Below are 26,799 nucleotides of genomic sequence, written 5' to 3'. Positions count from 1 at the left end.
ATCAGCGATAGGCGAGGAAGGCGTAACGGTTCACGCTGAAGAAGAACTCGCCGCGCTCGATGAGCCGGAGCTGGTCGTCATGCCAGGCCTGCACCTCGTCTGCCGGGACGCCATGCTTGTCGGCATGGGTCCGGACGAAGTTCGAGATCATGCGGAACATGCCCCCGGCATAAGAGACCGGCTGCCATTGCGGCGCCAGCATCGGCACGACGTCCACCCACGCCACCTTGAGGCCCGCCCGGTTGAGACGCGCACCCAGCGTCGCCGGAAGATGCGGGTCGGCCAGATGATCGTCCCAGACCGTAAGCATACGGGTCATGCGCGCCTCGTCGGAGGAGTGCCAGACGATGCTGCGCCAGTCCGTATCGAGAATGAGCACCCGCCCGCCGGGCTTCAGCAGCCGCTTGATGGCGGCGAGCGACTTGTCCACGTCGGTCACATATTCATGCACCTGGGTGGAGACGACCGCGTCGAAAAGCTCGTCGGGAAAATCCGGCGCGGTCGCATCCCCCACCAGACAATCGGCCTGCGGCAGCGCGGCAAGCCGCGTCTTCGACATGGTGATCATGGCCGGCGAGAGATCGAGCCCCACCATACGGCCCGTCTCGCCGACAAGCCGCGCCAGATCATGGGCAAGAAGGCCGGGCCCGACGCCGAGATCGAGAATATGTTCGCCGACCCTGGGCGCCAGCATATCGATCACCCGGGCGCGCTGCGCGACGACATCCGGCGTCAGATAGGTCGCCTCCAGCGACTTCGCAGCCTTCTCGTCGAAATCGATGATCGCGCTCATGACGTTCCCCCTCACTTCAACCCGTCGCCACGGGCAATTTTCTTACTGTCCGCTTCCTCATGCACCGGATGGATACCGGCCATGAGACGGCGCACCGCCGACGCGGCCGCCACGGCATCGGCCAGATCGTCCAGCCGGATGCGGGCGCCGCTTTCGGTGCGGATATCGAGCCGCCCGGCGCCGAAATACCTCTGAAGCGGCGACTGGCCGAAGTCAAGTTCGGCAATCTCGCGCGCGCCCACCTCGATGACCCGGCGGCGGGGAAAACCCGCCCGCGCCTCCAGCCCCCGCGTGCCCACGCGCAGGCCCAACACGCGGGTCCGCCCCCAGGCATGGAGAATGAGGATCGGCACGATGAGCCCCTCCACGGCAAGCGCCAGCGACGCCATGGCGGAAAGCCGCGGCGTCCAATTGTCCGCCCACAAATAAACCAGCGCCCAGAGCAGCGCAGCGGAAAAGGCCGGCAGGAAGATCGACCAATGCGCGCGGGCGACGAACGCCGCCACATGCTCTTTCGGTGCAACGCCCGGCCCGGTCTCCGCCTGTTCTGTCAGCTTTCCATTCATACCCGCAGCATCGCAGAAGGGCCCGAATACAGGAAGTACGCTGCGCTGCGAAAAACGAAAATGGCCGCCTGCCCCCGAACGCGCATCGCCGCCTTGCGCTGTGGAATGGAAGGCATAGGGTTAAGGAAACGGAGCGGCCCGGCACAAACGAGCCGCCCGGTATGGACGAGGAGGAACGCCATGCTCCGAATCGAAAAAGACACCGAAGACCTGCCCCATGAGAAAAACGGCGCGGGCCTGCGCTACGCCCTCGGCATCGCCACAGCACTCGTCCTCTTCGCCCTTGTAGCGCTGGCCTATGGCATTAGTGGGTAATAATGGACCGGAAATCCGGCACGGCGTGACGCCACGCTCTGGATAATCGCCCCCGCCCGCGCCATATTGGGAGCATGGCACGAGGTAATTTCAAATCCTTCGGGCGCGGGTCGGAACCCGTTCCCACGAAAGAGAATGGCGGGCTGTCGGAAGGACCGGCGGGGCGCTTTACGCCGGAAAACCGCGAGGCGCTGGCGCAGGCCGACCGCGACTCGTGGCAAGGCGCGCTGAAGGGCGACCCGGCGAACTGGCCGCTTTTCGAGCCGCACCGCCCCGACCGTCCGGAGAAATCCGAAGGCGGCATCAGGCTCGAACTCGTGTCGGAATACCAGCCCGCGGGCGACCAGCCCGAAGCCATCAAGGAGCTGGTGGCGGGCGTCGACGGCGGCGACCGCGACCAGGTGCTGCTGGGCGTGACGGGCTCCGGCAAGACCTACACCATGGCGCAGGTGATCTCGCGCACGCAGCGCCCGGCGCTCATCCTCGCGCCCAACAAGACGCTCGCCGCCCAGCTCTATGGCGAGTTCAAGAGCTTCTTCCCGAACAATGCGGTGGAGTATTTCGTTTCCTATTACGACTACTACCAGCCCGAAGCCTATGTGCCGCGCACCGACACCTATATCGAGAAGGAAAGCTCGATCAACGAGCAGATCGACCGGATGCGCCACTCCGCCACGCGCGCCCTGCTGGAGCGCGACGACGTGATCATCGTGGCGTCCGTCTCCTGCATCTACGGTATCGGCTCGGTGGAGACCTACTCCGCCATGACCTTCACCATCAAACGCGGCGAGAAGCTCGACCGGACGCAGCTCATCGCCGACCTCGTGGCGCTGCAATACAAGCGCAACGACGCGGCCTTCGGGCGCGGCACCTTCCGCGTGCGCGGCGACACGGTGGAAATCTTCCCGGCGCATTATGAAGACCGCGCCTGGCGCGTCTCGCTCTTCGGCGACGAGGTGGAGGAGATTGCGGAGTTCGATCCGCTGACCGGCCAGAAGACCGGCAAGCTCGACCTCGTGAAGCTCTACGCCAACAGCCATTACGTGACGCCCAAGCCGACGCTCAACCAGGCGATCGAGGAAATCCAGCACGATTTGCAGGTGCGCCTGCAGGAACTCAAAGGTCAGGGAAAGCTGCTGGAAGCGCAGCGGCTGGAACAGCGCACGCAATTCGACATCGAAATGATGGAGGCGACGGGAAGCTGCGCGGGCATCGAGAATTATTCGCGCTATCTGACGGGCCGCAAGCCCGGCGAGCCGCCGCCCACCCTCTTCGAATATCTTCCCGACAATGCGCTGGTCTTCGCCGATGAAAGCCATGTGACCGTGCCGCAGATCGGCGGCATGTTCCGCGGCGACTACCGCCGCAAATCGACGCTTGCGGAATATGGCTTCCGCCTGCCCTCCTGCGTGGACAACCGTCCCATGCGCTTCGAGGAATGGAACGCCATGCGGCCGCAATCGGTGTTCGTCTCGGCAACGCCGGGGCCCTGGGAGATGGACCAGACGGGCGGCGTCTTCGTGGAACAGGTCATTCGCCCGACGGGCCTCATCGACCCGGTGACGGAAATCCGCCCCGTCTCGACGCAGGTGGACGACCTCATCGCCGAATGCCGCGAGGTGGCCGCCAAGGGCAACCGCGTGCTGGTGACGACGCTGACGAAGCGCATGGCGGAAGACCTCACCGAATACATGCATGAGCAAGGCATTCGCGTGCGCTACATGCATTCCGACATCGACACGCTGGAGCGCATCGAGATCATCCGCGACCTGCGCCTCGGCGCCTTTGACGTGCTGATCGGCATCAACCTCCTGCGCGAAGGCCTCGACATTCCCGAATGTTCGCTGGTCGCGATCCTCGATGCGGACAAGGAAGGTTTCCTGCGCTCCGAAACCTCGCTCATCCAGACCATCGGCCGCGCGGCGCGAAACGTCGACGGCAAGGTGATCCTTTATGCCGACGAGATGACGGGCTCGCTGGAACGCGCGCTGGCGGAAACCGAACGCCGCCGCGAAAAGCAGCTCGCCTACAACACCGAACATGGCATCACGCCGGAATCGATCCGCAAGAATATCGGCGACATCCTCGAAAGCGTGTATGAGCGCGACCATGTGCGCGTGGACACCGGCACCAGCGGCGACACGGAACTGGTCGGCCACAATCTGCGCGCCCATATCGAGGATCTGGAAAACCGCATGAAGACCGCCGCCGCCGACCTCGAATTCGAGGAGGCTGCGCGCCTGCGCGACGAGATCAAGCGGCTGGAAGCGACGGAACTGGCGATCTCCGACGACCCGATGCAGCGACAGTCATCCGTCGAGGACCGCGTGGCGGAGGCAGGCGGCAAAAGAGTCTCCGGCCGCTCGACGTCAGGCAAGCCCGGCACACGCGGCAACAAATTCCGCGGCAAGGGGAAGAAGCGGTAAACTTGCCGCCGCTTAATCCTCGGCTGTTTCTTTCAAAGCCTGTTGCCGATTCCGCGACTGCTTCAAGCTGGAGCGGTAGGACACGCTGGACGGCAGGTCATTATAGAAGCGTTCCGTATTCCGCGCGATAGCGTCCCGCCAGCTATAAACCAGCGCTTTCTGTAGGACAGAAGGCTGCAGACCCGAGCGCGATCCAACCGGCGCGCCCTCGATCATCACGGTCGGCCTGATGCCCGTGAGTCCCCCCGCAAGGCCGGCGCCCGCCGCGGCGATGACGTTTCCCCATGTCAGATTGTCAGGCTTTTGCGTGTAACCGCCGTCGACCAGCTTCTTGTTGAAGAGCTCGTCCTTATCGCCCGCAGGCGTGACGTGATAGACGAACTGCGTCCGGTAGGCCATGCCCTTCGGCTCGCCAATGACCTCCAGCACCTCCACATCAACGTCGAGAAAGTAGCGGGCCTGTTCCGCGGAAGCGGCCGCAAGCTGCTTCTGTTCCAGATAGTGCTGCAGCCACTTCTTCGCATTGGCCTGCATCTCGGTCTGATCCCACGGCACCAGCATCCGCTCCCCCTCGACCGGATAGACCTCTTCGGCGCTCGGCGCGAAGTGGACATCACGCAGCGAGACCTCGTGATAAAGCGCATTGGTTTCGTCATAGACATATTTTGTCTGATACGGATCGCGAGATCCGCACGCGGCAAGCAGCACGCCCAAGGCGAGCGCAAGAACAAAAGACTGTAACTTCATTGTAAATCTCCCCCCTATCCCTCCTCTTCATTGGAGCCGTTTCAAGGACAGACCGCAAGAGTTTTGAGCTACCGAGGTTGAGTGCGGGCCGATCTTGCAGGAGGAGTGCGTCTTGTCTGTTGCATCCCGTCACCAACACTTTCTAGACTGACGGCAGGGACGGTCCGCGTTCTTGAGTCGTGGGCCAACAGGGGGGGATTGTCATGCAGCCATTTCAAAAGGCGGCGTGCGCGCTGTTTTTTGCCGCCGCACTCGGCGGATGCGCCATCGGCACAAAAATGGATAACGGGCCGACGGTGATGCCCGAACTCCGGACCACGAAAACCTCGCCACGAAGCGAGACCCTGACGGCCTCGAAAGACAGCATCATCTATTCGGAAGAACTGGGCGCGCGCCACGGGGCGAAGCTTCTGAAAGGTGTCAGCGGCTCCTACCTGCCGGACGACAAGATCACCTTCATCGAAACGCATTTCGATGCACCGGCGGGGCTGGAACTCGTCGCCATGACAGGTGCACCCGTCCCGATGTATTGCTCGCTCGAGCCCATCTTTCCTCTGTCAGTTTCCGCCTGTTTCTTCGACACTAAGCGGGACGGCACCTTCAACCGCATCAGACCCAATGGGAACCGCGTCGACTACTTCACAAAAATCGGCGCCATGGGCATGGCAATCGACCCCATTCCCTATGAAAAGAAAGAGCCCGCGGGCTCATTGCTCAACGGTCGCGCCGAGCTGAGCTATCGCGGCCGCGACGGCGACAATATCCGCTTCCGCTATCACGGCGTGCTCATCCATCGCAAAGCAGGGCTTTTTTCGGGACGCGAGACCGGCGATTTTTCGCGATACTATTCGTTCGACCTTCCCCAAGGAGACAGCCGGGAAATCTCGGTGAACGGTGCGAGAGTACAGGTGGAAAACGCAACCGATAATGAAATCACCTATCGTGTTCTCTCGCCTTTCCGCGGCTTCAGGTTTACCCGTATTATCTACAAGCGAATGTATTGACGGCGGCAGATAACGAAACCTGTCGCAGACGCCCGAAGACAGGAACCCGCCATGACCGCCCTCATCCCCGTAAACACTGCGGCCACGCCCGAAACCGGCGCGCCCGACGCCGCCCGCGTGCTGGAAGGCAAGCCGGTGAGCAACACCTGGAACATCTATGCTTCGGCGGACAACAAGTTCTTCTCAGGGATTTGGGAGAGCGAACCCGGCAAGTGGCAGATCGAATACACGGAACATGAGTTCTGCCACATCATCGAGGGCGAAAGCGTGATCGCTTACGAGGCAGGCACCGAAACCCGCGTGCAGGCCGGCGACGCCTTCGTCATCCCGGCGGGCTTCAAGGGCACATGGGAAGTGGTGACCAAAACGCGGAAGCATTACGCGATCTATGAGGCGTGAGGCACATGCCCGCCATCCTCGCCCTGCACCGTTCGCCCGTTCATGAATTCTCCAAGCAATCGGAGAATGAGCTGCACCTGATCGCGGGGCTCGGCGTGGAGGGGGATGCGCATGCGGGGGAGACGGTGAAGCATCGCTCCCGCGTGGCGCGCGATCCCTCGCAGCCCAATCTGCGGCAGATGCATCTCATTCATGCGGAACTCTTCGACGAGCTGCGCGGACAAGGCTTCGACATAACGCCGGGCCTCTTGGGCGAGAACGTCACGACGCAAGGGCTCGACCTCCTCGCCCTGCCCCGCGGCGCGCTTTTGCATATGGGCGATGAGGCGGTGGTGGAAGTGACGGGGCTGCGCAATCCCTGCACGCAGCTCGACGGCATCGCACCGGGATTGATGCGCGCCGTGCTGGGCCGCGACGCGAACGGAAACCCGATCCGCAAATGCGGGATCATGGGCGTGGTGCGCGCGGGCGGGACGATCCGCGCGGGCGATACGATCCGGGTGGAGATACCCGAGGGTGCGAGGGAACCGCTCGGCGTGGTTTAATGAAGGAAGACGTGGATGGCCCGGACAAGCCGGCCATGACGAAGCGCTTCACATCCCCATCGCATATTCCACGACATCCTTCGCATCGAAGACCAGCGAGATGCACATGGTGGCGAGCGCCAGCGTGAACCAGATGCCGTAAAGGCTGCGCTTCTCGATCCGCGGCCAGCGCTTTAAAAAGTAGATCACCACCGGCGTCCAAAGCACGAGATGCGTTGCGCCCCAGAGCTTGTTCCAGCCGACGGTCATGCCGAGCGCCATGGTGGCGATAATGGTGAGGACGAAAGAGAGGAAAAGCCAGCGCGCTTCCACCCGGAAAAAGGACGCGACGAGGCTGCCGAGAAACAGCACGCCCATCATCCAGTACATCCAGAGCTGCACCCAATAGGGCAGCGCCGCGATATAGGCGTCCTGCGAAGCCTGCGTCGCCTGAAGCGCCGAAAAGAAATCAGCCATCTCTGTCTCCTCCCCTTGATTGTGCGTCACATCAGAGGAAGAGAGCCGGATGGCCGCAAATCACATTCGCGTTATTGAACAGGAACGGCGTCAGACATCGTCACCCCGGGCTTCGTCCCGGGGTCCAGAACGATAGGCTGCGGTGTTGCGGCAAAGACGTGGATGCCCCGCATAAAGCGGGGCATGACGCGTCGGGGACTAACGCGACGGCCGCCCGCCCACGATGGAGACGCGCTCGCCGCGCCGCGAATAGGGGTAGTAGTCCCACACGGCATGGTGCTGTACGCAGCGATTGTCCCAGAAGGTGAGCGTGTTGGACGTCCAGCGCACACGGCACTGAAACACCGGATTGACCTCCAGGTGACGCCACAGCATTTCCAGCAGCGCATCGCTTTCCGCTTTAGCAAGCCCGTCGATATGCGTGGTGAAGCCGCGATTGACATAGAGCAGCTTGCGGCCCGTTTCCGGATGGCGCGTAATCACCGGATGTTTCGTACGCGGCCAGCCGCCTTCCGGCGCAGCAATGCCGTAGCTGCCCGAATAGGGCTTGGCGCCGTCATGCACCGCATCGAGCCCGTCGAGGAACGCCTTCATCGCAGGCGACAGCGTTTCATAAGCCTCATAGGCGCTGATGAAACAGGTATCGCCGCCGGCGCCGATCTCCGGCGTCTCGGTGATGTAGAGCATGGAGCCGAAAGGCGGCTCCTCGTCGCAGGTCACGTCGGCATGCCAGCCTTCGCCCGCCACATAACGCGAGTTCTGGTCGGCGATGATCGGCAGGATGTTCGGATCGCTTTCCTGCCCCGCATGGCCGGGCTTTGCATCCTTCTTGTGGTAGGGATGCGTATGCAGCGTGCCGAAATAGCCGGCGAAACGCTTGTGGTCGTCGCGCGAAATTTCCTGATCGCGAAAGACCAGCACGGAATGATCGGCAAAGGCCTGCTTCACTTCCATGAGCTGCTCGTCATCGAGCGGCTGCGTCAGGTCCAGCCCCTCCACTTCCGCGCCCAGCACAGGCGTCAGCGGCGCGACTTCGATCGTCTTGTAGTCCCGCTTCTCATCGGTGCGGGCGACCCGTATCTGGGCCTTGGCCATGATGTTTCCTCCATCTCGGGCATCCATTGGCCGCAAGGCTAATCCCGGGGGACTGGAAAGCGTCAGCCATAAGTCCCATTATTCCGTTGAACGGAACGAGCGCCAGGATGGGCCGGACAGAAGGAAACCGCCAATGAGCGAGGCGACAAGGGCGCCGGTGGCGCGCGCACTGAGCGTGTTGGAGGCGATGAATGCCGCGCATTCGCTGCATCTGGGCGATATTGCAGCACGCGCCGGGCTGCCGAAATCGAGCACGGTGCGCCTGCTCGACCAGCTCATCGAAGCGGGCTATGTGGAAAAACTCTCGCGCAGCGCGGGCTACCGCCTCACCTCCCGCGTGCAGCGCCTGTCCTGGGGCTTCCGCCTGTCGGACGCGGTGGTCGAGGCCGCCGAACCGCTGATGCGCGCCTTCACGAAAGAACATCGCTGGCCGCTTTTCATCGGCGTCGTGGACGGCGACCAGATGATCGTGCGCTACGGCACAGTGGCCGAAAGCCCCGTCGCGATCGACCCACTGGTCTATGAAGCGCCTTCACCCTTCCTGCTCGGCGCGCTGGGACAGGCCTATCTCGCCTTCTGCCCGGACTGGGAACGCAAGCTCATCGTCGCGCGGCTCAGCCGCTCCAGACGATCCATCGACCAACCCGCGAAAAACCCGGAAGAATTCGAGAAGATATTGCGGGGCATCCGCCGAAGAGGATATGCCCTGACAAGTGGCGGCTTGCGGCAGATGAAACGCGGCATGCCGAAACGCGCGTCCGACGCGCGCCAGCGCGTGACCGGCATGGCCGTGCCCGTCATGCGCGGCGACCGCGTTCTCGCCTGTCTGAGCCTGCGCTACATGCATGCCGTCATCAGCGAGCAGGAAGTTGCGAAAACCCATCTGGAGCCGCTGCGCGAGCTGGCCCGCGAGATCGAACGCACAACGCGGCAAATGACGGCCGCCGGAAATGAGTAAGAAATGACAGACAAACAGACCACCGCCCTCCTCATCGGCGCCACCGGCATGCTGGCGGAAGCCGCGCGCGAAGCGATTGCGCGCGCCGACAAGGCCGTACTCGTGTCACGCAAGGCGGACGAGTTCCTCTTTGGCGAACCGGACCTCGACGACAAGCTGGTGCCGCTCACGCTCGACTATGACGACACCGCCACCTTCATCACCGAGATCGAGAAACACGGCCCCTATGACATCGCGCTGAGCTGGATCCGTCCGAAGGCGGAGCTAATGCGCGCCGCGCTCGACGCGATGATCGCGCCGCAAGGATTGCTGGTGGAAGTGATGGGCTCGCGCTCCATCCTGCTCGGGGAGGACGGTTCGCCCTCCATCGCGGAAACGCGCGCGCAGGCACTGGCCGCGCAACCCGACATGACCTATGCGCAGGTGATCCTCGGCTTCGTGATCGAAGAGGACGGCTCGTCGCGCTGGCTGCACCATCACGAAATCAGCGCCGCGGCGGCAGCCCAGCTCGACGATCCCATTCCGCGCCGCATCGCCGGCACGCTGGAGCCCTGGGACAAGCGGCCGGGGTGAGGGCCGGGTTTTGAGGGACTGACCCTACTTGCCCTTCACCGCCGCGCGGAGCTTGCGCAGTGTGCCGAAGACTTTCGGATTGCGCTTGATCCGCCGCTTGGCGGCGAGCCCGCCATTGATGGCAAGCACCGGCACCATGCCCTGCAGGCTGGCGGACGCAATATGGTTCACCATACGCATCGGCTCGTCGCAGAAACTCGCCTTGTAGGGCAGATAGCCGACTGACAGATCGTAAACCGTCAGCCCACGGTCGATACTCGACTGGAGATGCTTCAACAGGTGAAGCCGGCCGGGTGAGAGCTTCGAATGCTTGCCCATCTCATAGGTATGCACCATCAGCGTCGACCGGTCATGCCAGACATGGCTGATGGAGCCCGACAGGAACTCGCCGTCGAGACGCAGCACCGCCACTTCCAGCAGGCGGCGCTCTTCGGGCAGGGCGGCCAGCGCGCGCCAGGCGGCGCGGTGCGCCGGATCCTGGAAGATGGACGAAATCCCCTGCGCGGCCAGCTGGTCGGCCTTGCGCATCAGAATTTCCTCGGTCATCTCGACCAGCTCGTCCTGCGATTCCGCGAATTCGAACGTCACCTCGCCCTGCGCTTCGAGCTTGCGCAGCTTGGAACGGTCCATGCGGCGCGTCTCGGCGCGGTAGCGGTGCGTCAGCTCCTCGAAACTGTCCGGCAGATCGAAAAGATAGGCCTCGTCCGGCGCCTCGGCCCCGGGCAGGACGGCAAAGGGATTACGCAATTCGCCCAACATGGCCGGCTGGTTTTCGAACACGATGTAATCGAAAGCCGGCAGCGCGCGTTTCATCTGCTTCCACAGCACCGGGAACCCACCCTCCGGCAGCAGCGTCCAGAAATCGCGCGCAATGAGCGGGGCCTTATAGTCGGCAAGCTTTCCGCCCAGCCAGACCAGACGGCTCAACCCCAGATGACGTTCGATGCCGAAAGGCGCCAGCATGACGGGGTGCCCGCCACGCGAGATGAGCATGATGGCCGGTTCGACCCCTTCATGCTGCCCCACATGCTCATGCCAGATCGACAGCCAGTCGAAACTCTGAAACGCGGTGCCCGCCGCCTCCGCTTCCATCTCACGCCACGCCTTTTCGGCCTGCGCAAAACTGGAATAGACGTTTATGCCCGACGCATGCGCGATACGCTGTGCCATGCCCGCGGCAACCGGCGCCCCCCGGCGCGCTACCGGACGGGGAGACACGCCGAAACCCGGCTGAAGCGCCCCTGCGGAACTTTCGTTCGGCTTGCTCATTCTTCCCTCTCCGCTCTGCCCTGTCGGGCGCCGATCCGTCCCGTTCTGGGACGGCGCAAATGAAGCTTGCCCTCTCCTCGCAAGCCCTCTGCCAGATGGAAATACCGGGTCGAATGATGAAAAAACGGGCAGAATGCCGGGCCGGACGGGGTTTATGTCCAACTCCGGGACGCCACGGCGCAAAACGGGCTATTTCCCGGACCGCGACCTGTCCGTATGCGATCCGGCCGAACCGTTGTTTTCGTCCTCGCCTACTTCGGAGCGGATTCGCTCGATCATCTGGGAGGACGCCTCCACCGGCGCACCGATGGCGCGCATCACATGGCCTGAAAGCTGGAGCGAGACTTCCAGCGCCTCATGCACCACATGGGTCGCCCCGGCGGCGACAAGCTGCTTCATATGCGCCCTGTCGCGCGCCCGGGCGAAAAGCGCGATGCCAGGCCATTGATGCCGCACCGCCTCGACCGTGCGATTGGCCGCGGCGACATCGTCCAGCGTGACGACGATGGCGGCCGCGCGGCTGATCCCGAGGCGCGAGAGCACCTCCGGGCGGCCCGCATCGCCGTAATAGACATGCGCGCCCGTCTGACGGGCGAGCCGCGTGCGGGCGACATCGAGATCGAGCGCGACATAAGGGATGTGCAACTCTTCCAGCATGGACGAGATGGTGCGCCCCACCCGGCCATAGCCCGCCACGATGACATGGCCGGTCAGTTCGCCCAGCGCGGCCTCGTCGCGTTCGCGCTCGCCCGCCTGCGAATCGAGCCATGCCTCGAGCCGCGCCCCCGCCATGGCAAGCAGCGGAGTCAGCGCCATGGAGATGGCGGTGGCAAGCTGCACAGGCTGCGCCACGCTGGCCGACACCACGCCGTCGGCGGTGGCGGACGAAATCACCACGAAAGCGAACTCGCCGCCCGAGGCAAGCAGCAGCGCCGCGCGCACCGAACAGATGCGCGACTGGCCGAAAGCCAGCGCCAGCCCGCCGACAAGGAAGGATTTGATGACGAGAAAGGCACCCAGAATGCCGAAGACGAGGCCGTAATTATCGGCCAGCACGCCGAAATCCATGCCGACGCCGACCGAGATGAAAAAGAGCCCCAGCAGCAAGCCCTTGAAGGGCTGAATGTCGCTCTCGACCTGATGGCGGAACTCGGTATCGGAAAGCAACAGCCCACCGAGAAAGGCGCCCAGCGCCATGGAAAGCCCTGCCGACCCCGTCGCCACGGCGGTCAGCAAGGCGGCGAGCAGCGACAAGGCGAGAAAGAGCTCCGGATTGCGTGTCCAGGTGATGAAGCGGTAGGCGGTACTCAGCACATAACGGCCGACCGTCACGATGAGCGCCACCGCGACCACGGCCTTCAGCGTCGCAAACAGCGCCAGCATGAAGATGTTCACGTCCTCGCCACTCGCCACATCGGCAAGGATCGTCACCATGACGAGAAGCGGCACCACGGCGAGGTCCTGCATCAGCAGGATCGAAAAGGAGATCTGGCCCGACCGGGAGGCGAACTCGCCTCGCTCGATCAGCAATTGCGTGACGATGGCCGTGGAAGAGAGCGCCAGCGCAAAACCGATCACCGTGGCGCCCGCCCCCGGCACGCCGAACAGCATGAAGACCCCGGTCAGCACGATCCCGCTCAGCATCACCTGCGCACCGCCCAGCCCCAGCACAAGGGTGCGCATGGCGCGCAGGCGCGTCCAGGAAAGCTCCAGGCCGATGGTGAAAAGCAGAAAGACCACGCCCAGCTCGCCCAGCGCGGCAATGCCGTCCGAACTCTGGATGATCGCCAGCCCATGCGGTCCGATCAGGGCGCCGATAACGAGATAACCGAGAACCGTGCTCGCCCGGACGTAATGAAACAGCGGCATCACCATCACGGCCGCGATCAGGAAGATGATGACCTCCCTGATATACGGCACATGGATGTTGCCCGCCGCCTCGGCGATCGCTGCGCTACTCAACTCATCCAAGGCGCGCTTCCCCTTTCCGCAATCATCCCGGAACTATCGCAACCTTGCGCGCAATGCGCCACCGGCCAGAGGCATTTGAAAGCCTCCCCGGCCCGGTTTTTTGCAGGAATCCGGCGCAATCCGGCTCCCGGCGCTGTTGCCCGGGGGACGGCGGCACCATATATGAAACGGTATGGGGGAAAGCAGGAGGGTTCTGAAATCGCCACAAGCCAGGTAAAGACGCGTCCCGGCGAAATGCCGTCCACGCCCGCACCGAAAGGATGTCGAGCGGCATGACCTATTTTCTGCTCCTGCTCGGCTTCGTGATCCTTCTGGCTTCGGGCGATATTCTGGTCCGGGGCGCAACGGCGCTGGCGGCCCGCTACGGCCTCTCCCCCCTGCTGATCGCGCTCACCGTCGTCGCACTCGGCACCTCGCTTCCCGAATTGCTGGTGTCGGTCAAAGCCGCGCTGGAAGGCGCGGAAGGCATGGCGCTGGGCAATGTCGTCGGGTCCAACATCGCCAATATCTGGCTGGTGCTCGGCATCCCCGCCCTGATCTATCCGATTTCATGCCAGGGCCGCTCCATCCCGATGAACGCCCTCATCATGATGGGCGTGAGCTTCCTGCTGGTGCTTCTGTGCCTGTTCGGCAGCCTGGGCAAATGGGACGGCGTGATCCTGATCGGCCTTCTGGCCGCCTATCTGCTCTTTTCCGGCTGGGATGCGCGCAGCCATCGCCGCAATGGCGGCGCGGTACTGGTCGACCGCGTCCATCGCATGGTGACCGGCGTGCAGGAGGTCGAGACCGAGCTGGAAGAAACGCTCGAAGCGGTCACCCATACCGAACTCAGCACCGCCAAGACCTCGCGCCGCCTTATCTGGGGCATGATCGCCATCGGCGTGATCGGCCTGCCCATCGGGGCAAACCTCATCGTCAGCAGCGGCACCGAAATCGCCTCCTATTTCGGCGTATCGGATGCCGTGATCGGTCTGTCGCTGGTGGCGATCGGCACCTCGCTGCCCGAACTCGCCACGGCCATGGTCGCCGCGATCCGCAGGAACGACGACATGGTGGTCGGCAATGTGGTCGGCTCCAACATCATGAACATTCTCGCCATTCTGGGCGTGACGGCCCTGATCTCGCCGCTGCCGGTCGAACGCGAATTTCTCTACTACTATCTCTGGATCATGATCCTGGCAGGCGCCAGCATCTTCCCCATGGTAATGACGCGCGGCCGGGTGACCCGATTGTCGGGCGTCTTGTTCATCCTGCTCTATGCGGGTTATCTGGGGCTGACGATCGAGGTGGGAAGCGTACCGGCGCTCCCCCTTATGGACATGCCGGCGACAGGGACGACGATCTTACAGTGACGGGACAGGACGGGAAAAAGGGAACGGCGCTGGTGACGGGCGGCGCACGGCGCCTCGGACGCGCCATGGCGCTATCGCTTGCCGAACGGGGCTATGACGTGGCGGTGCATTGCCACCATTCGACCGACGAAGCGGCGTCCGTGGTGCACGATATCGAGGCGGCGGGCGGCCGGGCGGCCGCGCTCGCCGGCGACCTCGCCTCGCCCCGCGACGTGGACGGGCTGGTGCCCCGCGCGGCGGAGGCGCTGGGACCGCTCACGCTCCTGGTCAACAATGCCTCGCTTTTCGAGCATGACACCGCCTCGGGCATGACGGCGGAAAGCTGGACCTCGCATCTCGACACCAATCTGCGCGCCCCCGCCTTTCTGGCGCAAAGCTTCGCCATGCAGCTTCCCGACGGCGTGGAAGGCAATATCGTCAATCTCATCGACCAGCGCGTCCGGCGCCCGACCCCGCATTTCTTCTCCTATACCGTCAGCAAGATGGCACTGTGGGACATGACACAGGTCATGGCGATGTCGCTGGCCCCGCGCATTCGTGTGAACGGCATCGGGCCGGGACCGGCCATGCGCAATGCGCGTCAGTCTCCCGAGGACTTCGCCAAACAGGTCAAGGGTACGATCCTCGGCCGGGGCACCTCGCCGGAGGAAATCTGCGCCGCGCTGCATTTCATCCTCGCCTCGCCCGCCATGACCGGCCAGATGATTGCCCTTGATGGCGGACAGCACCTTGCCTGGGAGACCCCGGACGTCGTAGGCATAAAAGAATAATCGCGAAATGAGCTGATTGAGGCCCGTTGGGGAGGCGGACCGCCCTTTAAGCATTTTCGGCGAAGGTGAGTAGACTTTCGCGGCTCGAGAATGCGTCGACCCCAAGAGCCTGGAATGAACCGAATGAACAAGCCCGACAATGTAACGCCGCTGAAGATTGCCGATGCCGAACGCGGGTTGCGGCATGTCTTCGTGCGCGACCTGCTGCTGGATGCCCATATCGGCGTCTACAAGCATGAACTGGGCAGCGCCCAGCCCATCCGCGTGAATGTGGATTTGTCGGTGAGCGAAGCCCCGCATGGCGATGCGCTGGACAATGTCGTCTGCTACGCCACCGTGGTGGATCGCATCAAGGCCATTGTCGACGAAGGCCATCTCAACCTTGTGGAGACGCTTGCCGAACGGATCGCCGCCGTCTGCCTGGAAGACGAGCGCGTCCAGACGGCACGTGTGCGTGTCGAAAAACTTGCCGTAATTCCGGAGGCCGCCGGCGTCGGCGTGGAGATCGAACGGCACCGTCCTCGCCCCTGATTTCCACCGCATGCGCGCTCGCCATAACCACGCTCTCCGGCAACGCTCAAAAGGCCTCCGAAAAGCGCTAATGGATTCAACGGCTTGGTACGACGTGACAACGCACACGGATAAATTTTGCACAGCAGCAGACGGGCGGCGTTAACCATATCCGCGGCTGACATAAATCGCCCGCGCCTGTCATCCTCCCTTGAAAAAAACAAAAAGTTTTATCTATTTCAAGGGCTTACGATTCGCGGTGTGTGACAGCTTCTGTCACAAAACCTAAAGATTACAGGATGTTGACCTAATCCTTGCAGGAATAACCCACAAACTTATCCACAGCTCTTGTTGACGAGATAAGGACCCAAAATGGGTCTCCCGCTAGACTGCGCGCAGCATGACCGACGAAACCGAAAACAGCGGCCCCGACAGCCCTTCCGGCAGTGAAAAACCCCGGACGACCGGCGTCGAGGTCATCGCGGATCAGGTGAAACGCCTGCCCGACAGCCCGGGTGTCTATCGCATGTATGACACCAAGGGAGACGTGCTGTATGTCGGCAAGGCGCGCTCGCTCAAGAAGCGCGTCTCGAGCTACGCGAAAATGGGCGGGCATACCAACCGCATCGCCCGCATGATCCTCGCCACCGCCTCCATGGAATTCATCACCGTGGAGACGGAGACCGAGGCGCTGCTCCTCGAAGCCAATCTCATCAAACGGCTGAAGCCCCGCTACAACGTGCTGCTGCGGGACGACAAATCCTTCCCCGACATCCTGCTGACGGGCGATCACGACTTCCCGCAAGTGGTGAAGCATCGCGGCGCGCGCTCCCGAAAGGGCGACTATTTCGGCCCCTTTGCGAGCGCCGGCTCGGTGAATGCCACGCTCAACGCGCTTCAAAAGGCGTTCCTGCTGCGCTCCTGCTCCGACAGCGTATTCGAGAGCCGCACACGGCCCTGCCTGCTCTTCCAGATCAAGCGATGCTCCGCACCCTGCACCGGCGAAATCTCCAAGGAGGATTACGCCGAGCTTGTGCGGGAGGCGCATGACTTTCTGCGCGGCCGCAGCCGCAAGACGCAAGGCGAGCTGGCCCGGCTGATGGAAGAAGCCGCCGCGGAGAGGGATTACGAAACGGCCGCCGTCTATCGCGACCGTATCCGTGCCCTGACCCAGATCCAGCAGCATCAGGGTATCAACCCGCAAACCGTGGGCGAGGCGGATGTCTTCGCGGCCTATCAGGAAGGCGGCCAGACCTGCGTCCAGGTCTTCTTTTTCCGCGCCGGGCAGAACTGGGGCAACCGCGCCTATTTTCCGCGCCACGACAAGGAAATGGGCCCCGAGGACGTGCTCGACGCCTTCCTCGCTCAGTTTTACGAAAACCGCCCGCCCCCGCGCATGGTCCTGCTGAGCCATGACATACCCGGCCGCGAGCTGCTGGCGCAGGCGCTGACCCTTCGCGCGGACCGGAAGGTCGCCGTCGGCGTCCCCCGACGCGGCGAGAAGCGCGAGCTTGTCGAACACGCCATGACCAATGCCCGCTCGGCACTGGGACGGCGTCTTGCCGAAAGCTCCACCCAGCGCACGCTGCTGGAAGGCGTGGCGGAAATCTTCGGCATGGAAAGCGCGCCGGAGCGCATCGAGGTCTATGATAACAGCCATATTCAGGGCTCGAACGCCGTGGGCGGCATGATCGTCGCCGGCCCCGAAGGCTTCATGAAAAACCAGTACCGCAAGTTCAACATCAAAAACGCAGGCCAGGAGGCCGGCGAGTTCGGCGGCGACGATTACGCCATGATGCGCGAAGTGCTGACGCGGCGCTTCACCCGGCTGCTCAAGGAGGAAGGCGAAAAGGAAGAAGGCGAGGACCGCAGCGGCGCCTGGCCCGACCTCATCCTGATCGACGGCGGCGCAGGCCAGCTCAAAATCGCCCTGGAAGTGCTGGACGAGCTGGGCATCGACAGCGTGACCGCCGTCGGCGTCGCCAAGGGGCCGGAACGCGATGCGGGCCGGGAACGCTTCTTTATGCGCGGCAAGCCCGACTTCATGATGGAGCCCCGCAACCCGGTTCTCTACTACCTGCAACGCCTGCGCGACGAGGCGCACCGCTTCGCCATCGGCAGCCACCGTGCGCGGCGCTCCAAGGCCATCGGCAACAATCCGCTGGACGAGATCCCGGGCGTCGGCCCGGGCCGCAAACGCGCGCTCCTGCGCCATTTCGGTTCGGCACGGGCCGTTTCCCGCGCCGGAATCTCCGATCTGGAGGCGGTGGACGGCATTTCCGAAACGCTGGCGCGCACCATTTACGACCATTTCAACGGAAGCGCCGGACACGAAAGCGGCGACGCGGCCGGAAAATAGCGAACCGGCCTCAACAAATGCGCTCCGGGTGATAGAGTGCGCGGCGAAGACACCGCATTTTGCCGCGCTCAAGAAAAGCCCATACGACCATGGCGACCAATCTTCCGAACCTGCTGACCTATTTCCGCATCCTCCTGGTGCCCCTCGTGGTCATCGCCCTTTATCTGGAAGAGGATGCGGGCAACTGGACGGCGCTGGCGCTCTTTGCGATCGCGGGCATTACAGACTGGCTGGACGGCTATCTCGCCCGCGCCTGGAACCAGACCTCCAATCTGGGCCGGATGCTCGATCCCATCGCCGACAAGCTGCTGGTCGCCGTGGTGCTGCTGGCGCTCACCTGGCAGGGCACGATTGCCGGTTATTCGCTCTGGGCGGCGATCATCATTCTCTGCCGGGAAATTCTGGTCTCGGGGCTGCGCGAATATCTGGCGGGCCTGCGCGTGAGCGTACCGGTGACGCAGCTTGCGAAATGGAAGACCGCGATCCAGATGATCGCACTGGCCTTCCTGCTGCTGGGTCCGGCGGGCGACAGTATCATGCCGGGCATTTCCGAACTGGGCCTCACCCTGCTTTGGGCCGCGGCCATCCTGACCCTTTATACGGGCTATGATTATTTCCGCGCCGGGCTGAGGCATATCGACGATACCCGCCCGCCGGAACGCCCCGCCGGCGCACCGGCGGCCCCCGGCGGGAGCGCGGCCGATGGAGACGCCGCGCCATGAAGCTTCTCTACTTCGCCTGGGTAAAACAGAAGACCGGCACGGCGGAGGAAGATGTGACGCTGCCGCCGGAAGTGAGCGATGTCACCGGCCTGATCGACTGGCTACGCCAGCGCGACGAAGGCTATGAAGCGGCATTCGAGGATCTGAAAGTCATACGCTGCGCCGTCGATCAGGAACACGCCGATCTCGACGCCTCGATCGCAGGCGCGCAGGAAGTCGCCTTCTTCCCGCCGGTGACGGGCGGGTAGTCCCATGATCCGCGTCCAGACAGAGGATTTCGACATCGGCGCCGAAGTGACCGCCCTCTCGAAAGACCGCCACGACATCGGCGCCGTCGTGACCTTTTCCGGCACGGTACGCGACAAGACCGGCGATCTCGTGGCGCTGGAACTGGAACATTATCCCGGCATGACCGAGAAGGAACTCGCGCGCATCGAGGCGGAAGCGCAGGAGCGCTGGCCGCTGGAGGCAAGCCTCATCGTGCATCGCGTGGGACGCCTCCTGCCCGGCGAAAACATCGTGCTGGTCGTCACCGCTTCCGCCCATCGGCAGGCGGCCTTCGAGGCGGCGGAATTCCTGATGGACTATCTCAAGACCCGTGCACCCTTCTGGAAGCGCGAGGAAACGGCTTCGGGCGGCGACTGGGTGGATGCGCGCGACAGCGACGACACGGCGGCGGCGCGCTGGACAAAAAAATAGGGCCGCCCCGAAGGCGGCCCTGTCTTCAGTCCGTTCCGGCCATGTCAGCCGTTGGCGACCTTGGCCTTTTCCTGATGCGCATACACCAGGGCCATATAATCCTTGTACAGATTGGCGGAGATTTCGCCCGGCGTGAATTTATACGGGCCGATCTCGCCCACCGGCGTCACTTCCGCCGCAGTGCCGGTAATGAAGCACTCGGAGAAATCCTTCATCTCTTCCGGCAAGATATGGCGCTCGATCACCTCGATGCCGCGCGCCTTCGCCAGATCGATCACCGTGCGGCGCGTGATCCCGTCGAGGAAGCAGTCGGGGATCGGCGTGTGAATGACGCCATCCTTGATGAAGAAGACATTGGCGCCCGTCGCCTCGGCCACATAGCCGCGATAATCATACATCAGCGCGTCGGCATAGCCCTTGTCCTCGGCAGCATGCTTGGAGATGGTGCAGATCATGTAGAGGCCGGCCGCCTTCGCATCGGACGGCGCCGTCTCCGGCGAGGGCCGCCTGTACTCGGCAATGTCGAGGCGAATGCCCTTCTGGCGCTGCTCCGGATCGAAATAGGACGGCCATTCCCAGGCCGCGACCGCCAGGTTAATGCGGTTCTTCTGCGCGGAGACGCCCATCATCTCGCTGCCGCGCCAGGCCACCGGACGAATATAGGCATCTTCCAGTTTCTGCGCGGCAAGCTCGGCCCGGCAGGCCTCGTCGATCTCGTCCACCGTATAGGGAATTTCAAAGCCGAGAATGCGCGCGGAATCGACCAGACGCTGCGAATGTTCATGCAGCTTGAAAATCTCGCCGCCATAGGCCCGGCAGCCCTCGAATACGCTGCTGGCATAGTGCATCCCATGCGTCAGTACATGCACCTTGGCGTCCGACCACGGCATCAATTCGCCGTTGAACCAGATGTAGCCGTCGCGTTTGTCGAAGGGAATATCTGCCATGATTCCGCTCCCTGGCGTTATGTTGTGAGGCTCGCTTGGCTCGATTTCGCCATAGACATCAGGCCGCCTCTTGCCTCTTTCGGTCTATCCGGTGAGCCTCTTCAGGGCCCGGCCGCATATCCCTCTTGGGTGTTATGGGGCTGTCTATATTATCGTCTGGAAGAATCGAGGATGCCACCCGCCCTTCGGGGGCATGCATTTACTCAACCCAGCGAGCGATCAGAGGCTAGCGCTGCGGAAAAAATATGTCAATATGGCTGACATAAAATCATGCCGATTGCGACACCGGTGAAAAAGCACGTGACCAAGGAGACGCCCGCCCCCGAAAGGGCCCGAGAGACCGCCCCCGCTGAAAAAGGCGCGGACGCGGCCGGCGAGGCCGATGATGCGACACGCCTTGTGGAGGCGATCGAGCTGCTGTTTTTCGCCTATCGGGACTTCATCTCCGATCCCGACGCCCTGCTGGCGGAATATGATTTCGGCCGGGCGCACCACCGCGTGATCCATTTCGTCGGGCGAAACCCCGGCATAACGGTAGCCGAACTCCTCGATATTCTCCGTATTACCAAGCAAAGCCTCGCGCGGGTGCTGAAGCAGCTCATCGAGCGCGGCTTCGTGGCGCAGGAAACGGGACGCAAGGACCGCCGCCAGCGCCTGCTCTACCTCACCGAGGCGGGGCGCGACCTGAACGACAGGCTGGCCGCCCCGCAGCGAGAGCGCGTCGCCCGCGCGCTTCTGGAAGCCGGTGCGGAAGCCGGCGGCGATGCCGAGGACGCCTGGCGCAAGGTGATGCTGGCGCTGCTGAACAAGGAAAACCGTTCGGAGGTGGAAGACCGCCTCGCCGACGGCCGGGACCGCCCGAAAGGACGCAAGCCATGAGCGCCGCCGGGGAGCCCGAAACCGCCGCCGGGCCCCTGCCGGGCGACGACGCGCCGCATGTGCTCATCGTCGATGACGACCGGCGCATTCGTGAATTGCTGAAACGCTTCCTGAGCGAAAACGGCTATCGCGTCACGGTGGCCGAACACGCCAGCGAAGCGCGAGCAAGGCTGGAAGGGCTTGCCTTCGACCTGATCGTTCTCGACGTGATGATGCCGGGCGAAAACGGGTTCGACTTCGCAACCTCCGTCCGGCGAACCTCCAATGTGCCGATCCTGATGCTGACCGCGCGCGGCGATGCGAGCGACCGGATCGACGGGCTGGAGCGCGGCGTGGACGACTATCTCGCCAAACCCTTCGAACCGCGCGAATTGCTGCTGCGCGTCGGAACCATTCTGCGCCGGACCCGATCCGCGGGCGGCAAGGCGGCCTCCGGCGCGATGACCTTCGGCGGCTGCGAATTCAATCCCCAGCGCGGTGAACTCCGCCGCGACGGACAGCTCGTCCGGCTGACGACGCGCGAAGTGCAGCTCCTGCGCATTTTCGCCGCCCATCCCGGCCAGACAATTTCCCGCCTCGATCTTTGCGAGAACGAAGCAGCCGAGCGATCGATCGACGTCCAGATCAACCGGCTCCGCCGCAAGGTCGAGGACGATCCCCGCAATCCGCTTTACCTGCAGACCGTGCGTGGCGAAGGCTACGTGCTGATGCCGGATTGATGCGCGCACAGAAGAAGCGGAGCGAATAGAGTGTCGATGACCCGTTTCATCAAGAACATGCTGCCACGAGGCCTTTACGGCCGGTCGCTCATCATCATCGTCGCGCCGATGGTGCTTTTGCAGATCGTCGTGACCTACATGTTTCTGGAACGGCACTGGCAACTCGTCACCGAACGGCTCTCGGCCAGCGCCGTTTCCGAGATCGCCCTGCTGCTGGACGAGTATGAGCGCAACCCGACAAAGGAACGCGCCGAAACGCTGTCGAAGGAAGCGCGCGAGACGCTGACGCTGTCGGTCGCCTTCCTGCCGGGCGAGAAACTGCCCGACAGGCCTGCATCCTCGGGCGGCCTGCTGGAAAATTCGCTGAGCGCCAATCTGCGCGAAAAGGTAAAGCGTCCCTTCTGGATCGATACCAGCAGATACACCGACTATATCGACATCCGCGTCGCCTATAATGGCGGCGTCATGCGGACGCTGTCGCCGGCGAGCCATGTCTACGCGACCAACTCGCATATCTTCCTCGTCTGGATGGTCGGCACATCCTTTGTGCTGGTGGTGGTCGCGATCCTGTTTCTGAGAAACCAGATCCGCCCCATCGAACGCCTCGCCGAAGCCGCGGAAAGTTTCGGCATGGGGCGCGACGTGCCGAGCTTCCGCCCGCGCGGCGCCTCCGAAGTCCGCCGCGCCGCGGAAGCCTTTCTCGACATGCGCAATCGTATCGAACGCCAGATCGCCCAGCGCACCGCCATGCTGGCGGGCGTGAGCCACGACCTGAGAACGCCGCTCACCCGCATGCGCCTCGAACTCGCCATGATGGGCGACGATCCGCAGATCCAGGAAATGCGCAGGGACATCGACGAGATGCAGCGCATGCTGGACGACTATCTGGAATTTGCGCGCGGCCATCGCGGCGAGGCGACGGAGGAAACCGACCTCGGCGAATTGCTGCGCGAGACCTGCAATGACTGGCAACGCAAGGGCTGCAACGTCACTGTCACCGTGCAGGGCGATCTGCGCGTACCGCTGCGCCGAAGCGCCTTCAAACGCTGCCTTGCCAATCTCGTCGGCAATGCCTGCAAATATGGCGACACGGTCTGGATTACCGGCTTCCGCGACATGAGCGATCCGGGCGCCGATATCGAAATCGTGGTGGACGATGACGGCCCGGGCATTCCCGAAGACCAGCTGGAAGAAGTCTTCCGCCCCTTCTATCGACTGGACGACAGCCGAAATCTCGATGAAGGCGGCTCCGGCCTCGGCCTTGCCATCGCCCGCGACATCGCGCGCGGCCATGGCGGCGAAATCACCTTATCGCGAAGCCCTGCCGGCGGGTTGCGCGCCATTGTGGACGTCCCCGTATGATCGCCCTGCCCGCCATGGTCGCCCGCTGGAAAGCGGCTTGGGAAGCGCTCGACCCGCAAGCGGTCGCAGCTCTCTACGCGCCGGACGGCACGCATATGAGCGGCGTGGTGCGAGAAAGACTGGGCAAGGAAGACGCCACGCTGCACGGACCGGAAGAAGTGCTCGAATATGCGACTGCCTCGGCCAAGGCGCTAAAGAGTTTCCGCGCGGACATTTTCAACGTCATCGCGGACGGCAATGACGAGACCGGCCGCGCCGCCGTGGAATATTGGCGCGTCCTGAACGGCGACGAGACAAACCGTATGAGCGTCATGGAAGCGATGGAGTGGAGCGGCGGCAGGATCACTTCCTGCCGGGTGTTTCACTTCTGAATGGGATCAGGCGAGCCGCGCCCCGTCCGGTAATTTGCCGTCGACGCCCGCCAGCACGATCTTTCTCTCCTCATCGGGAAAGCCGAGCGTCAGCACTTCCGACATGAAGGGACCGATCTGACGCGGCGGGAAATTCACCACCGCCATCACCTGCCGTCCGACAAGCGTCTCCGGCGCGTAGCGATCGGTAATCTGCGCAGAACTCTTTTTCACGCCGATATCTGCACCGAAATCGATACGGAGCTTGATGGCGGGCTTGCGCGCCTCGGGAAAAGGCTCCGCCTCGACCACCGTGCCGATGCGGATATCGACTTTCATAAAATCGTCGAAGGAAATCTCCGGCGCTTTATCCTCGCTCATGCCGCGTCCTTCACGTCGTCATCGGTCTTGTCGGCCGGCGACGCGCGGCGCGGGCGCTTCGACATGAAGTCCTGCGCGCGGGCGAACCATTCCTCGCCCTGCCGCAGCCGCTTGTCGAGCGCGGCCATGGTGCGCGCCTGATCCTCGTCGTCATCGAACCAGACTTTCAGAATGCGCGCCCAGAAGAGCGCCATGCCTCGCACGCGGATAAGCCCGCGCCAGCCCGAACTGTCGATCCCCGCCGCCTCCAGCATCCACCCCATGGACTGGAGCGTGGAGGGCATGAGCGCAAGCGCCGCCACCGGATCGCGCTCCAGATCCCGGGTAATGCGCTTCAGCGCCGGCTTGTCCTTCGCCATGGCGTCGAAGCGCAGCATGATGACGTCGAAAAGCCTGTCGCGGACGGGCTCGTTCTCCAGCCCTTCCTCATCCGCCATCTTCAGCACCTGCGCATCGATACGCTGCGCATAGGCCGCGAGGATCTGCGTCTTGGAGGAATACAGAGCGGACAGCTCGCCCAGGCCGAGTTTCGCTTCCTTCGCGATGTCGGCGAGCGACAGATCCGCCCAGCCGCGCTTCCCGGCAAGCCGAAGCGCGGCATTCACGATCTTTTCTTCCGGGGTCAATTTACGCGCCATGACGCCTCTCCTGTTCGTTCAGGGAAGGAGGATAGTCGGGAAGCGGGCCGAAAACGAGCCGAGAGGATTACTTACCCAGCTCGCGGCCCCGATCGCGCGCGGCCAGAGCGGCTTTCTTCATCAGCTCGGTCAGCGCTTCGCCACCCATCAGCACGTCGAGCGCGGCAGCCGTCGTGCCGCCCGGCGAGGTGACGTTCTTGCGCAACGTGCCCGCATCGAGATCGGAGCGATGGAGCATTTCGCCCGCCCCGCTCACCGTAGCGCGCGCCAGCCGCATGGCGGTTTCCTCCGGCAGGCCCAGCGACACGCCAGCGTCGGCCATCGCCTCAACCAGATGAAACACATAGGCCGGACCGCTGCCTGAAATCGCGGTGACGGCGTCCATCAGCGCCTCGTCCTCGATCCAGACCGCCTCGCCGACTGCCGCCAGAAGCGCATCGGCCAGTTTTTTCTGATCCTGTGTCACACGCGCATTGGCGAAACCGCCGGTGATGCCGCGCCCCACGGAGGCGGGCGTGTTAGGCATGGCCCGCACGATCGCCGCGCCGCCGCCCAGCAATTCGTCGAGCCTGTCCGCCCCCATCCCCGCCGCGATGGAAACGAACAGCGTTTCTGGCGCAACGAGAGGCTGAAGCGTCGGCAGCACGTCCGGCATGGCCTGAGGCTTCACCGCCAGCACCACGGCGGCCGGTTTCAGCGCGGCAAGATCGTCGATGGATGCATCGAGACGCACGCCGCGCTCCTTTGCCAGCGTGGCAATTTCATCCGACAGGTGGGGATCGCGGATGGCCACAAGGCCGGGCGCGACGCCGCCATCGAGCCATCCGGCCAAAAGCGCGCCGCCCATCTTGCCGGCCCCCACAAGGACCAGCGGACGTTCAAGATCGATTGCCATGACGATTATCTCTGATCACTTGGGCCCGATTGCTCAGGCATTGCCTTCTGTTTCGAACATGGCCGCGGCAATCGCCTCGTCGGCGGTCTTGCCGGCCCACATCACGAACTGGATGGCGGGATAATAGCGCTCGCAGGCCTCCACCGCGAGGCGCAGCAGCGCTTCGCATTGTTCCGGCGTCGCCGACGCGCCACCGCAAAGCAGCAGCGAATTGCGGAACAGGATCACCCCATCCTCCGACCAGATGTCGAAATGGCCGGACCAGAGCTGCTCGTTGATGAGGGTCAGAAGGTGACGGATGGCGGGGCGCTTGTCGGCAGGCACGCGCACATCCAGCGCGCAGGCGATATGAAGCCCTGCGAGATCCGTCCGCCAGTTGAGGGAAATCTGGTAGTCGCGCCACTCGCCCGCAACGCAGATATTCAACTCGTCCTCGTGACTGCGTTCGAAAAACCAGTCGCGGATGGAGGCTACCTGTTCAAGAAGATCGAGCGGATTGGCGTCGAAATCATCGGCTTGAAGCACAGAGCCCGTCATATATGTCCCCGCATCAAACGCAGTCCCCTGCGGCCCGGCCACCCCATATATGGGGGGCGACCCGGCCCCGAAACACAAATTAACCGTGCCCGATGCTTTGAGTCGGCGCAAGCCCGCGCGGCCCCGAAAAGCCCGCAAGGCTGGGGACAAGTGCGATTAGCTGGGGATAGTCGCCGCTTATTCGGCCGTCTTGGCCGCGGGCTTCTTCTTCGGGGCGGCTTTCTTGGCGGCGGGCTTCTTCGCAGCCGGCTTGGCGGCCTTTTCCAGCGCCTCGATACGCTTCTTCAGCGCCTCGTTTTCCTCGCGCGCCAGCCGGGCCATGTCCTGCACCGCCTCGAACTCCTCGCGCTGCACGAGATCCATATCGGCAATGAGGCGCTCGGCCTGAGACCGGATCACCGTTTCCACTTCCGTGCGCACACCCTGCGCGGCACCGGCGGCATTGGTGAAAAACCGGCTCATTTCTTCGAGAATCTTGTTCTGGGTCTGCGTCATGGGTCTGGCTCCTTGGGACTGGCGCGCACTCTAGCTCGCAGGCGGCGTCCTGCGAACCCCGCTATTC

At 63.4% G+C, this 26,799-nt stretch carries 31 protein-coding genes; 18 read left to right on the top strand and 13 right to left on the bottom strand.

Annotated elements, in window-relative coordinates; genetic code table 11:
* Position 1: 1 nt before the first annotated feature.
* Entirely contained in the window at positions 2–793 is a 792-nt protein-coding gene (locus tag ACSSVQ_RS15390; protein ID WP_454184225.1) for a methyltransferase domain-containing protein, read from the bottom strand.
* Positions 794–804: 11 nt separating this feature from the next.
* A complete protein-coding gene (locus tag ACSSVQ_RS15385) occupies positions 805–1,359 on the bottom strand; it encodes a PH domain-containing protein (protein ID WP_454184224.1) in 555 nt (184 codons plus the stop codon).
* 180 nt (positions 1,360–1,539) lie between these two features.
* On the opposite strand from ACSSVQ_RS15385, the gene ACSSVQ_RS15380 reads away from it, so the two are divergent.
* Together ACSSVQ_RS15380 and uvrB are read left to right on the top strand one after the other, a co-directional pair.
* On the top strand, positions 1,540–1,674 hold the full coding sequence (locus ACSSVQ_RS15380; RefSeq protein ID WP_293324611.1) for a hypothetical protein: 135 nt from the start codon (positions 1,540–1,542) through the stop codon (positions 1,672–1,674).
* Positions 1,675–1,748: 74 nt separating this feature from the next.
* Entirely contained in the window at positions 1,749–4,100 is a 2,352-nt protein-coding gene (uvrB, locus tag ACSSVQ_RS15375; protein WP_454184223.1) for an excinuclease ABC subunit UvrB, read from the top strand.
* Positions 4,101–4,112: 12 nt separating this feature from the next.
* Here uvrB and ACSSVQ_RS15370 read toward each other — a convergent pair whose 3' ends face one another.
* On the bottom strand, positions 4,113–4,847 hold the full coding sequence (locus tag ACSSVQ_RS15370) for a hypothetical protein (protein WP_454184222.1): 735 nt from the start codon (positions 4,845–4,847) through the stop codon (positions 4,113–4,115).
* Positions 4,848–5,050: 203 nt separating this feature from the next.
* On the opposite strand from ACSSVQ_RS15370, the gene ACSSVQ_RS15365 reads away from it, so the two are divergent.
* From ACSSVQ_RS15365 to ACSSVQ_RS15355, 3 genes are read left to right on the top strand one after another with little or no spacing between them, the layout of a single operon-like run.
* Complete coding sequence (locus ACSSVQ_RS15365) at positions 5,051–5,851, top strand: hypothetical protein (protein WP_293326792.1); 801 nt, start codon at positions 5,051–5,053, stop codon at positions 5,849–5,851.
* Between the two features lie 51 nt (positions 5,852–5,902).
* Positions 5,903–6,250 carry a cupin domain-containing protein gene (locus ACSSVQ_RS15360; protein ID WP_454184221.1) on the top strand — a complete coding sequence of 116 codons (348 nt, stop codon included), beginning with the start codon at positions 5,903–5,905 and terminating at the stop codon, positions 6,248–6,250.
* A gap of 5 nt (positions 6,251–6,255) precedes the next feature.
* Positions 6,256–6,795, top strand: coding sequence for an MOSC domain-containing protein (locus tag ACSSVQ_RS15355; protein WP_454184220.1), 540 nt, complete (start codon positions 6,256–6,258; stop codon positions 6,793–6,795).
* Between the two features lie 48 nt (positions 6,796–6,843).
* Here the strand turns inward: ACSSVQ_RS15355 and ACSSVQ_RS15350 are convergent, their stop codons facing one another.
* Together ACSSVQ_RS15350 and ACSSVQ_RS15345 are read right to left on the bottom strand one after the other, a co-directional pair.
* A complete protein-coding gene (locus ACSSVQ_RS15350; RefSeq protein ID WP_454184219.1) occupies positions 6,844–7,251 on the bottom strand; it encodes a hypothetical protein in 408 nt (135 codons plus the stop codon).
* A gap of 198 nt (positions 7,252–7,449) precedes the next feature.
* A complete protein-coding gene (locus ACSSVQ_RS15345; protein WP_454184218.1) occupies positions 7,450–8,346 on the bottom strand; it encodes a TauD/TfdA dioxygenase family protein in 897 nt (298 codons plus the stop codon).
* A gap of 133 nt (positions 8,347–8,479) precedes the next feature.
* Between ACSSVQ_RS15345 and ACSSVQ_RS15340 the strand changes: the two genes are divergently transcribed.
* Positions 8,480–9,304, top strand: a complete 825-nt coding sequence (locus tag ACSSVQ_RS15340) for a helix-turn-helix domain-containing protein (protein ID WP_454184217.1) — start codon at positions 8,480–8,482, stop codon at positions 9,302–9,304.
* Between the two features lie 3 nt (positions 9,305–9,307).
* Positions 9,308–9,877, top strand: coding sequence for a hypothetical protein (locus ACSSVQ_RS15335; RefSeq protein ID WP_454184216.1), 570 nt, complete (start codon positions 9,308–9,310; stop codon positions 9,875–9,877).
* Positions 9,878–9,901: 24 nt separating this feature from the next.
* Here the strand turns inward: ACSSVQ_RS15335 and ACSSVQ_RS15330 are convergent, their stop codons facing one another.
* Together ACSSVQ_RS15330 and ACSSVQ_RS15325 are read right to left on the bottom strand one after the other, a co-directional pair.
* On the bottom strand, positions 9,902–11,146 hold the full coding sequence (locus ACSSVQ_RS15330; protein WP_454184215.1) for a GNAT family N-acetyltransferase: 1,245 nt from the start codon (positions 11,144–11,146) through the stop codon (positions 9,902–9,904).
* Between the two features lie 189 nt (positions 11,147–11,335).
* Complete coding sequence (locus ACSSVQ_RS15325) at positions 11,336–13,117, bottom strand: cation:proton antiporter domain-containing protein (RefSeq protein ID WP_454184214.1); 1,782 nt, start codon at positions 13,115–13,117, stop codon at positions 11,336–11,338.
* A gap of 272 nt (positions 13,118–13,389) precedes the next feature.
* Between ACSSVQ_RS15325 and ACSSVQ_RS15320 the strand changes: the two genes are divergently transcribed.
* The 7 genes from ACSSVQ_RS15320 (at position 13,390) to moaE (ending at position 19,529) form a co-directional block, all read left to right on the top strand.
* Complete coding sequence (locus ACSSVQ_RS15320; RefSeq protein WP_454184213.1) at positions 13,390–14,469, top strand: calcium/sodium antiporter; 1,080 nt, start codon at positions 13,390–13,392, stop codon at positions 14,467–14,469.
* A complete protein-coding gene (locus ACSSVQ_RS15315) occupies positions 14,466–15,239 on the top strand; it encodes an SDR family oxidoreductase (RefSeq protein WP_293326815.1) in 774 nt (257 codons plus the stop codon). Before ACSSVQ_RS15320 ends, ACSSVQ_RS15315 begins: the two co-directional genes overlap by 4 nt.
* 114 nt (positions 15,240–15,353) lie before the next feature.
* Complete coding sequence (folB, locus tag ACSSVQ_RS15310) at positions 15,354–15,770, top strand: dihydroneopterin aldolase (protein ID WP_454184212.1); 417 nt, start codon at positions 15,354–15,356, stop codon at positions 15,768–15,770.
* Between the two features lie 379 nt (positions 15,771–16,149).
* Positions 16,150–18,108: an excinuclease ABC subunit UvrC gene (gene uvrC, locus ACSSVQ_RS15305; RefSeq protein WP_454184211.1), complete on the top strand. Its 1,959-nt coding sequence runs from the start codon at positions 16,150–16,152 to the stop codon at positions 18,106–18,108.
* An 89-nt stretch (positions 18,109–18,197) separates the two neighbouring features.
* Positions 18,198–18,830, top strand: coding sequence for a CDP-diacylglycerol--glycerol-3-phosphate 3-phosphatidyltransferase (gene pgsA / locus ACSSVQ_RS15300; protein WP_454184210.1), 633 nt, complete (start codon positions 18,198–18,200; stop codon positions 18,828–18,830).
* A complete protein-coding gene (gene moaD, locus ACSSVQ_RS15295) occupies positions 18,827–19,078 on the top strand; it encodes a molybdopterin converting factor subunit 1 (protein ID WP_454184209.1) in 252 nt (83 codons plus the stop codon). Before pgsA ends, moaD begins: the two co-directional genes overlap by 4 nt.
* 4 nt (positions 19,079–19,082) lie before the next feature.
* On the top strand, positions 19,083–19,529 hold the full coding sequence (gene moaE / locus ACSSVQ_RS15290) for a molybdopterin synthase catalytic subunit MoaE (RefSeq protein ID WP_454184208.1): 447 nt from the start codon (positions 19,083–19,085) through the stop codon (positions 19,527–19,529).
* Between the two features lie 44 nt (positions 19,530–19,573).
* Here the strand turns inward: moaE and ACSSVQ_RS15285 are convergent, their stop codons facing one another.
* Positions 19,574–20,476, bottom strand: coding sequence for a branched-chain amino acid aminotransferase (locus tag ACSSVQ_RS15285; RefSeq protein WP_454184207.1), 903 nt, complete (start codon positions 20,474–20,476; stop codon positions 19,574–19,576).
* Positions 20,477–20,746: 270 nt separating this feature from the next.
* Between ACSSVQ_RS15285 and ACSSVQ_RS15280 the strand changes: the two genes are divergently transcribed.
* Genes ACSSVQ_RS15280 through ACSSVQ_RS15265 form a run of 4 tightly spaced genes read left to right on the top strand, consistent with a single transcriptional unit; the run spans position 20,747 to position 23,807 of the window.
* A complete protein-coding gene (locus ACSSVQ_RS15280; protein ID WP_454184206.1) occupies positions 20,747–21,355 on the top strand; it encodes a MarR family winged helix-turn-helix transcriptional regulator in 609 nt (202 codons plus the stop codon).
* Positions 21,352–22,074, top strand: coding sequence for a response regulator (locus ACSSVQ_RS15275; RefSeq protein WP_454184205.1), 723 nt, complete (start codon positions 21,352–21,354; stop codon positions 22,072–22,074). The genes ACSSVQ_RS15280 and ACSSVQ_RS15275 overlap by 4 nt, the downstream gene beginning before the upstream one ends.
* A gap of 36 nt (positions 22,075–22,110) precedes the next feature.
* Positions 22,111–23,436, top strand: coding sequence for an ATP-binding protein (locus ACSSVQ_RS15270; protein ID WP_454184708.1), 1,326 nt, complete (start codon positions 22,111–22,113; stop codon positions 23,434–23,436).
* Entirely contained in the window at positions 23,433–23,807 is a 375-nt protein-coding gene (locus tag ACSSVQ_RS15265; protein WP_454184204.1) for a nuclear transport factor 2 family protein, read from the top strand. The genes ACSSVQ_RS15270 and ACSSVQ_RS15265 overlap by 4 nt, the downstream gene beginning before the upstream one ends.
* A 6-nt stretch (positions 23,808–23,813) precedes the next feature.
* On the opposite strand, the gene ACSSVQ_RS15260 is transcribed toward ACSSVQ_RS15265, so the two are convergent.
* The 5 genes from ACSSVQ_RS15260 to ACSSVQ_RS15240 form a co-directional block, all read right to left on the bottom strand.
* Complete coding sequence (locus ACSSVQ_RS15260) at positions 23,814–24,167, bottom strand: tRNA-binding protein (RefSeq protein ID WP_454184203.1); 354 nt, start codon at positions 24,165–24,167, stop codon at positions 23,814–23,816.
* Entirely contained in the window at positions 24,164–24,805 is a 642-nt protein-coding gene (locus ACSSVQ_RS15255; RefSeq protein ID WP_454184202.1) for a TetR/AcrR family transcriptional regulator, read from the bottom strand. The genes ACSSVQ_RS15260 and ACSSVQ_RS15255 overlap by 4 nt, the downstream gene beginning before the upstream one ends.
* A 67-nt stretch (positions 24,806–24,872) precedes the next feature.
* A complete protein-coding gene (gene proC / locus ACSSVQ_RS15250; RefSeq protein ID WP_454184201.1) occupies positions 24,873–25,700 on the bottom strand; it encodes a pyrroline-5-carboxylate reductase in 828 nt (275 codons plus the stop codon).
* 33 nt (positions 25,701–25,733) lie between these two features.
* Positions 25,734–26,237: a type III secretion system chaperone family protein gene (locus tag ACSSVQ_RS15245; protein WP_293326843.1), complete on the bottom strand. Its 504-nt coding sequence runs from the start codon at positions 26,235–26,237 to the stop codon at positions 25,734–25,736.
* Between the two features lie 177 nt (positions 26,238–26,414).
* Complete coding sequence (locus ACSSVQ_RS15240) at positions 26,415–26,732, bottom strand: accessory factor UbiK family protein (protein WP_454184200.1); 318 nt, start codon at positions 26,730–26,732, stop codon at positions 26,415–26,417.
* Between the last annotated feature and the right edge of the window lie 67 nt (positions 26,733–26,799).

It is taken from the genome of Parvibaculum sp. MBR-TMA-1.3b-4.2, from assembly GCF_053628815.1.
Note: the sequence above shows the minus strand (reverse complement) of the source record. Positions and strands in the feature narration are given on the sequence as shown.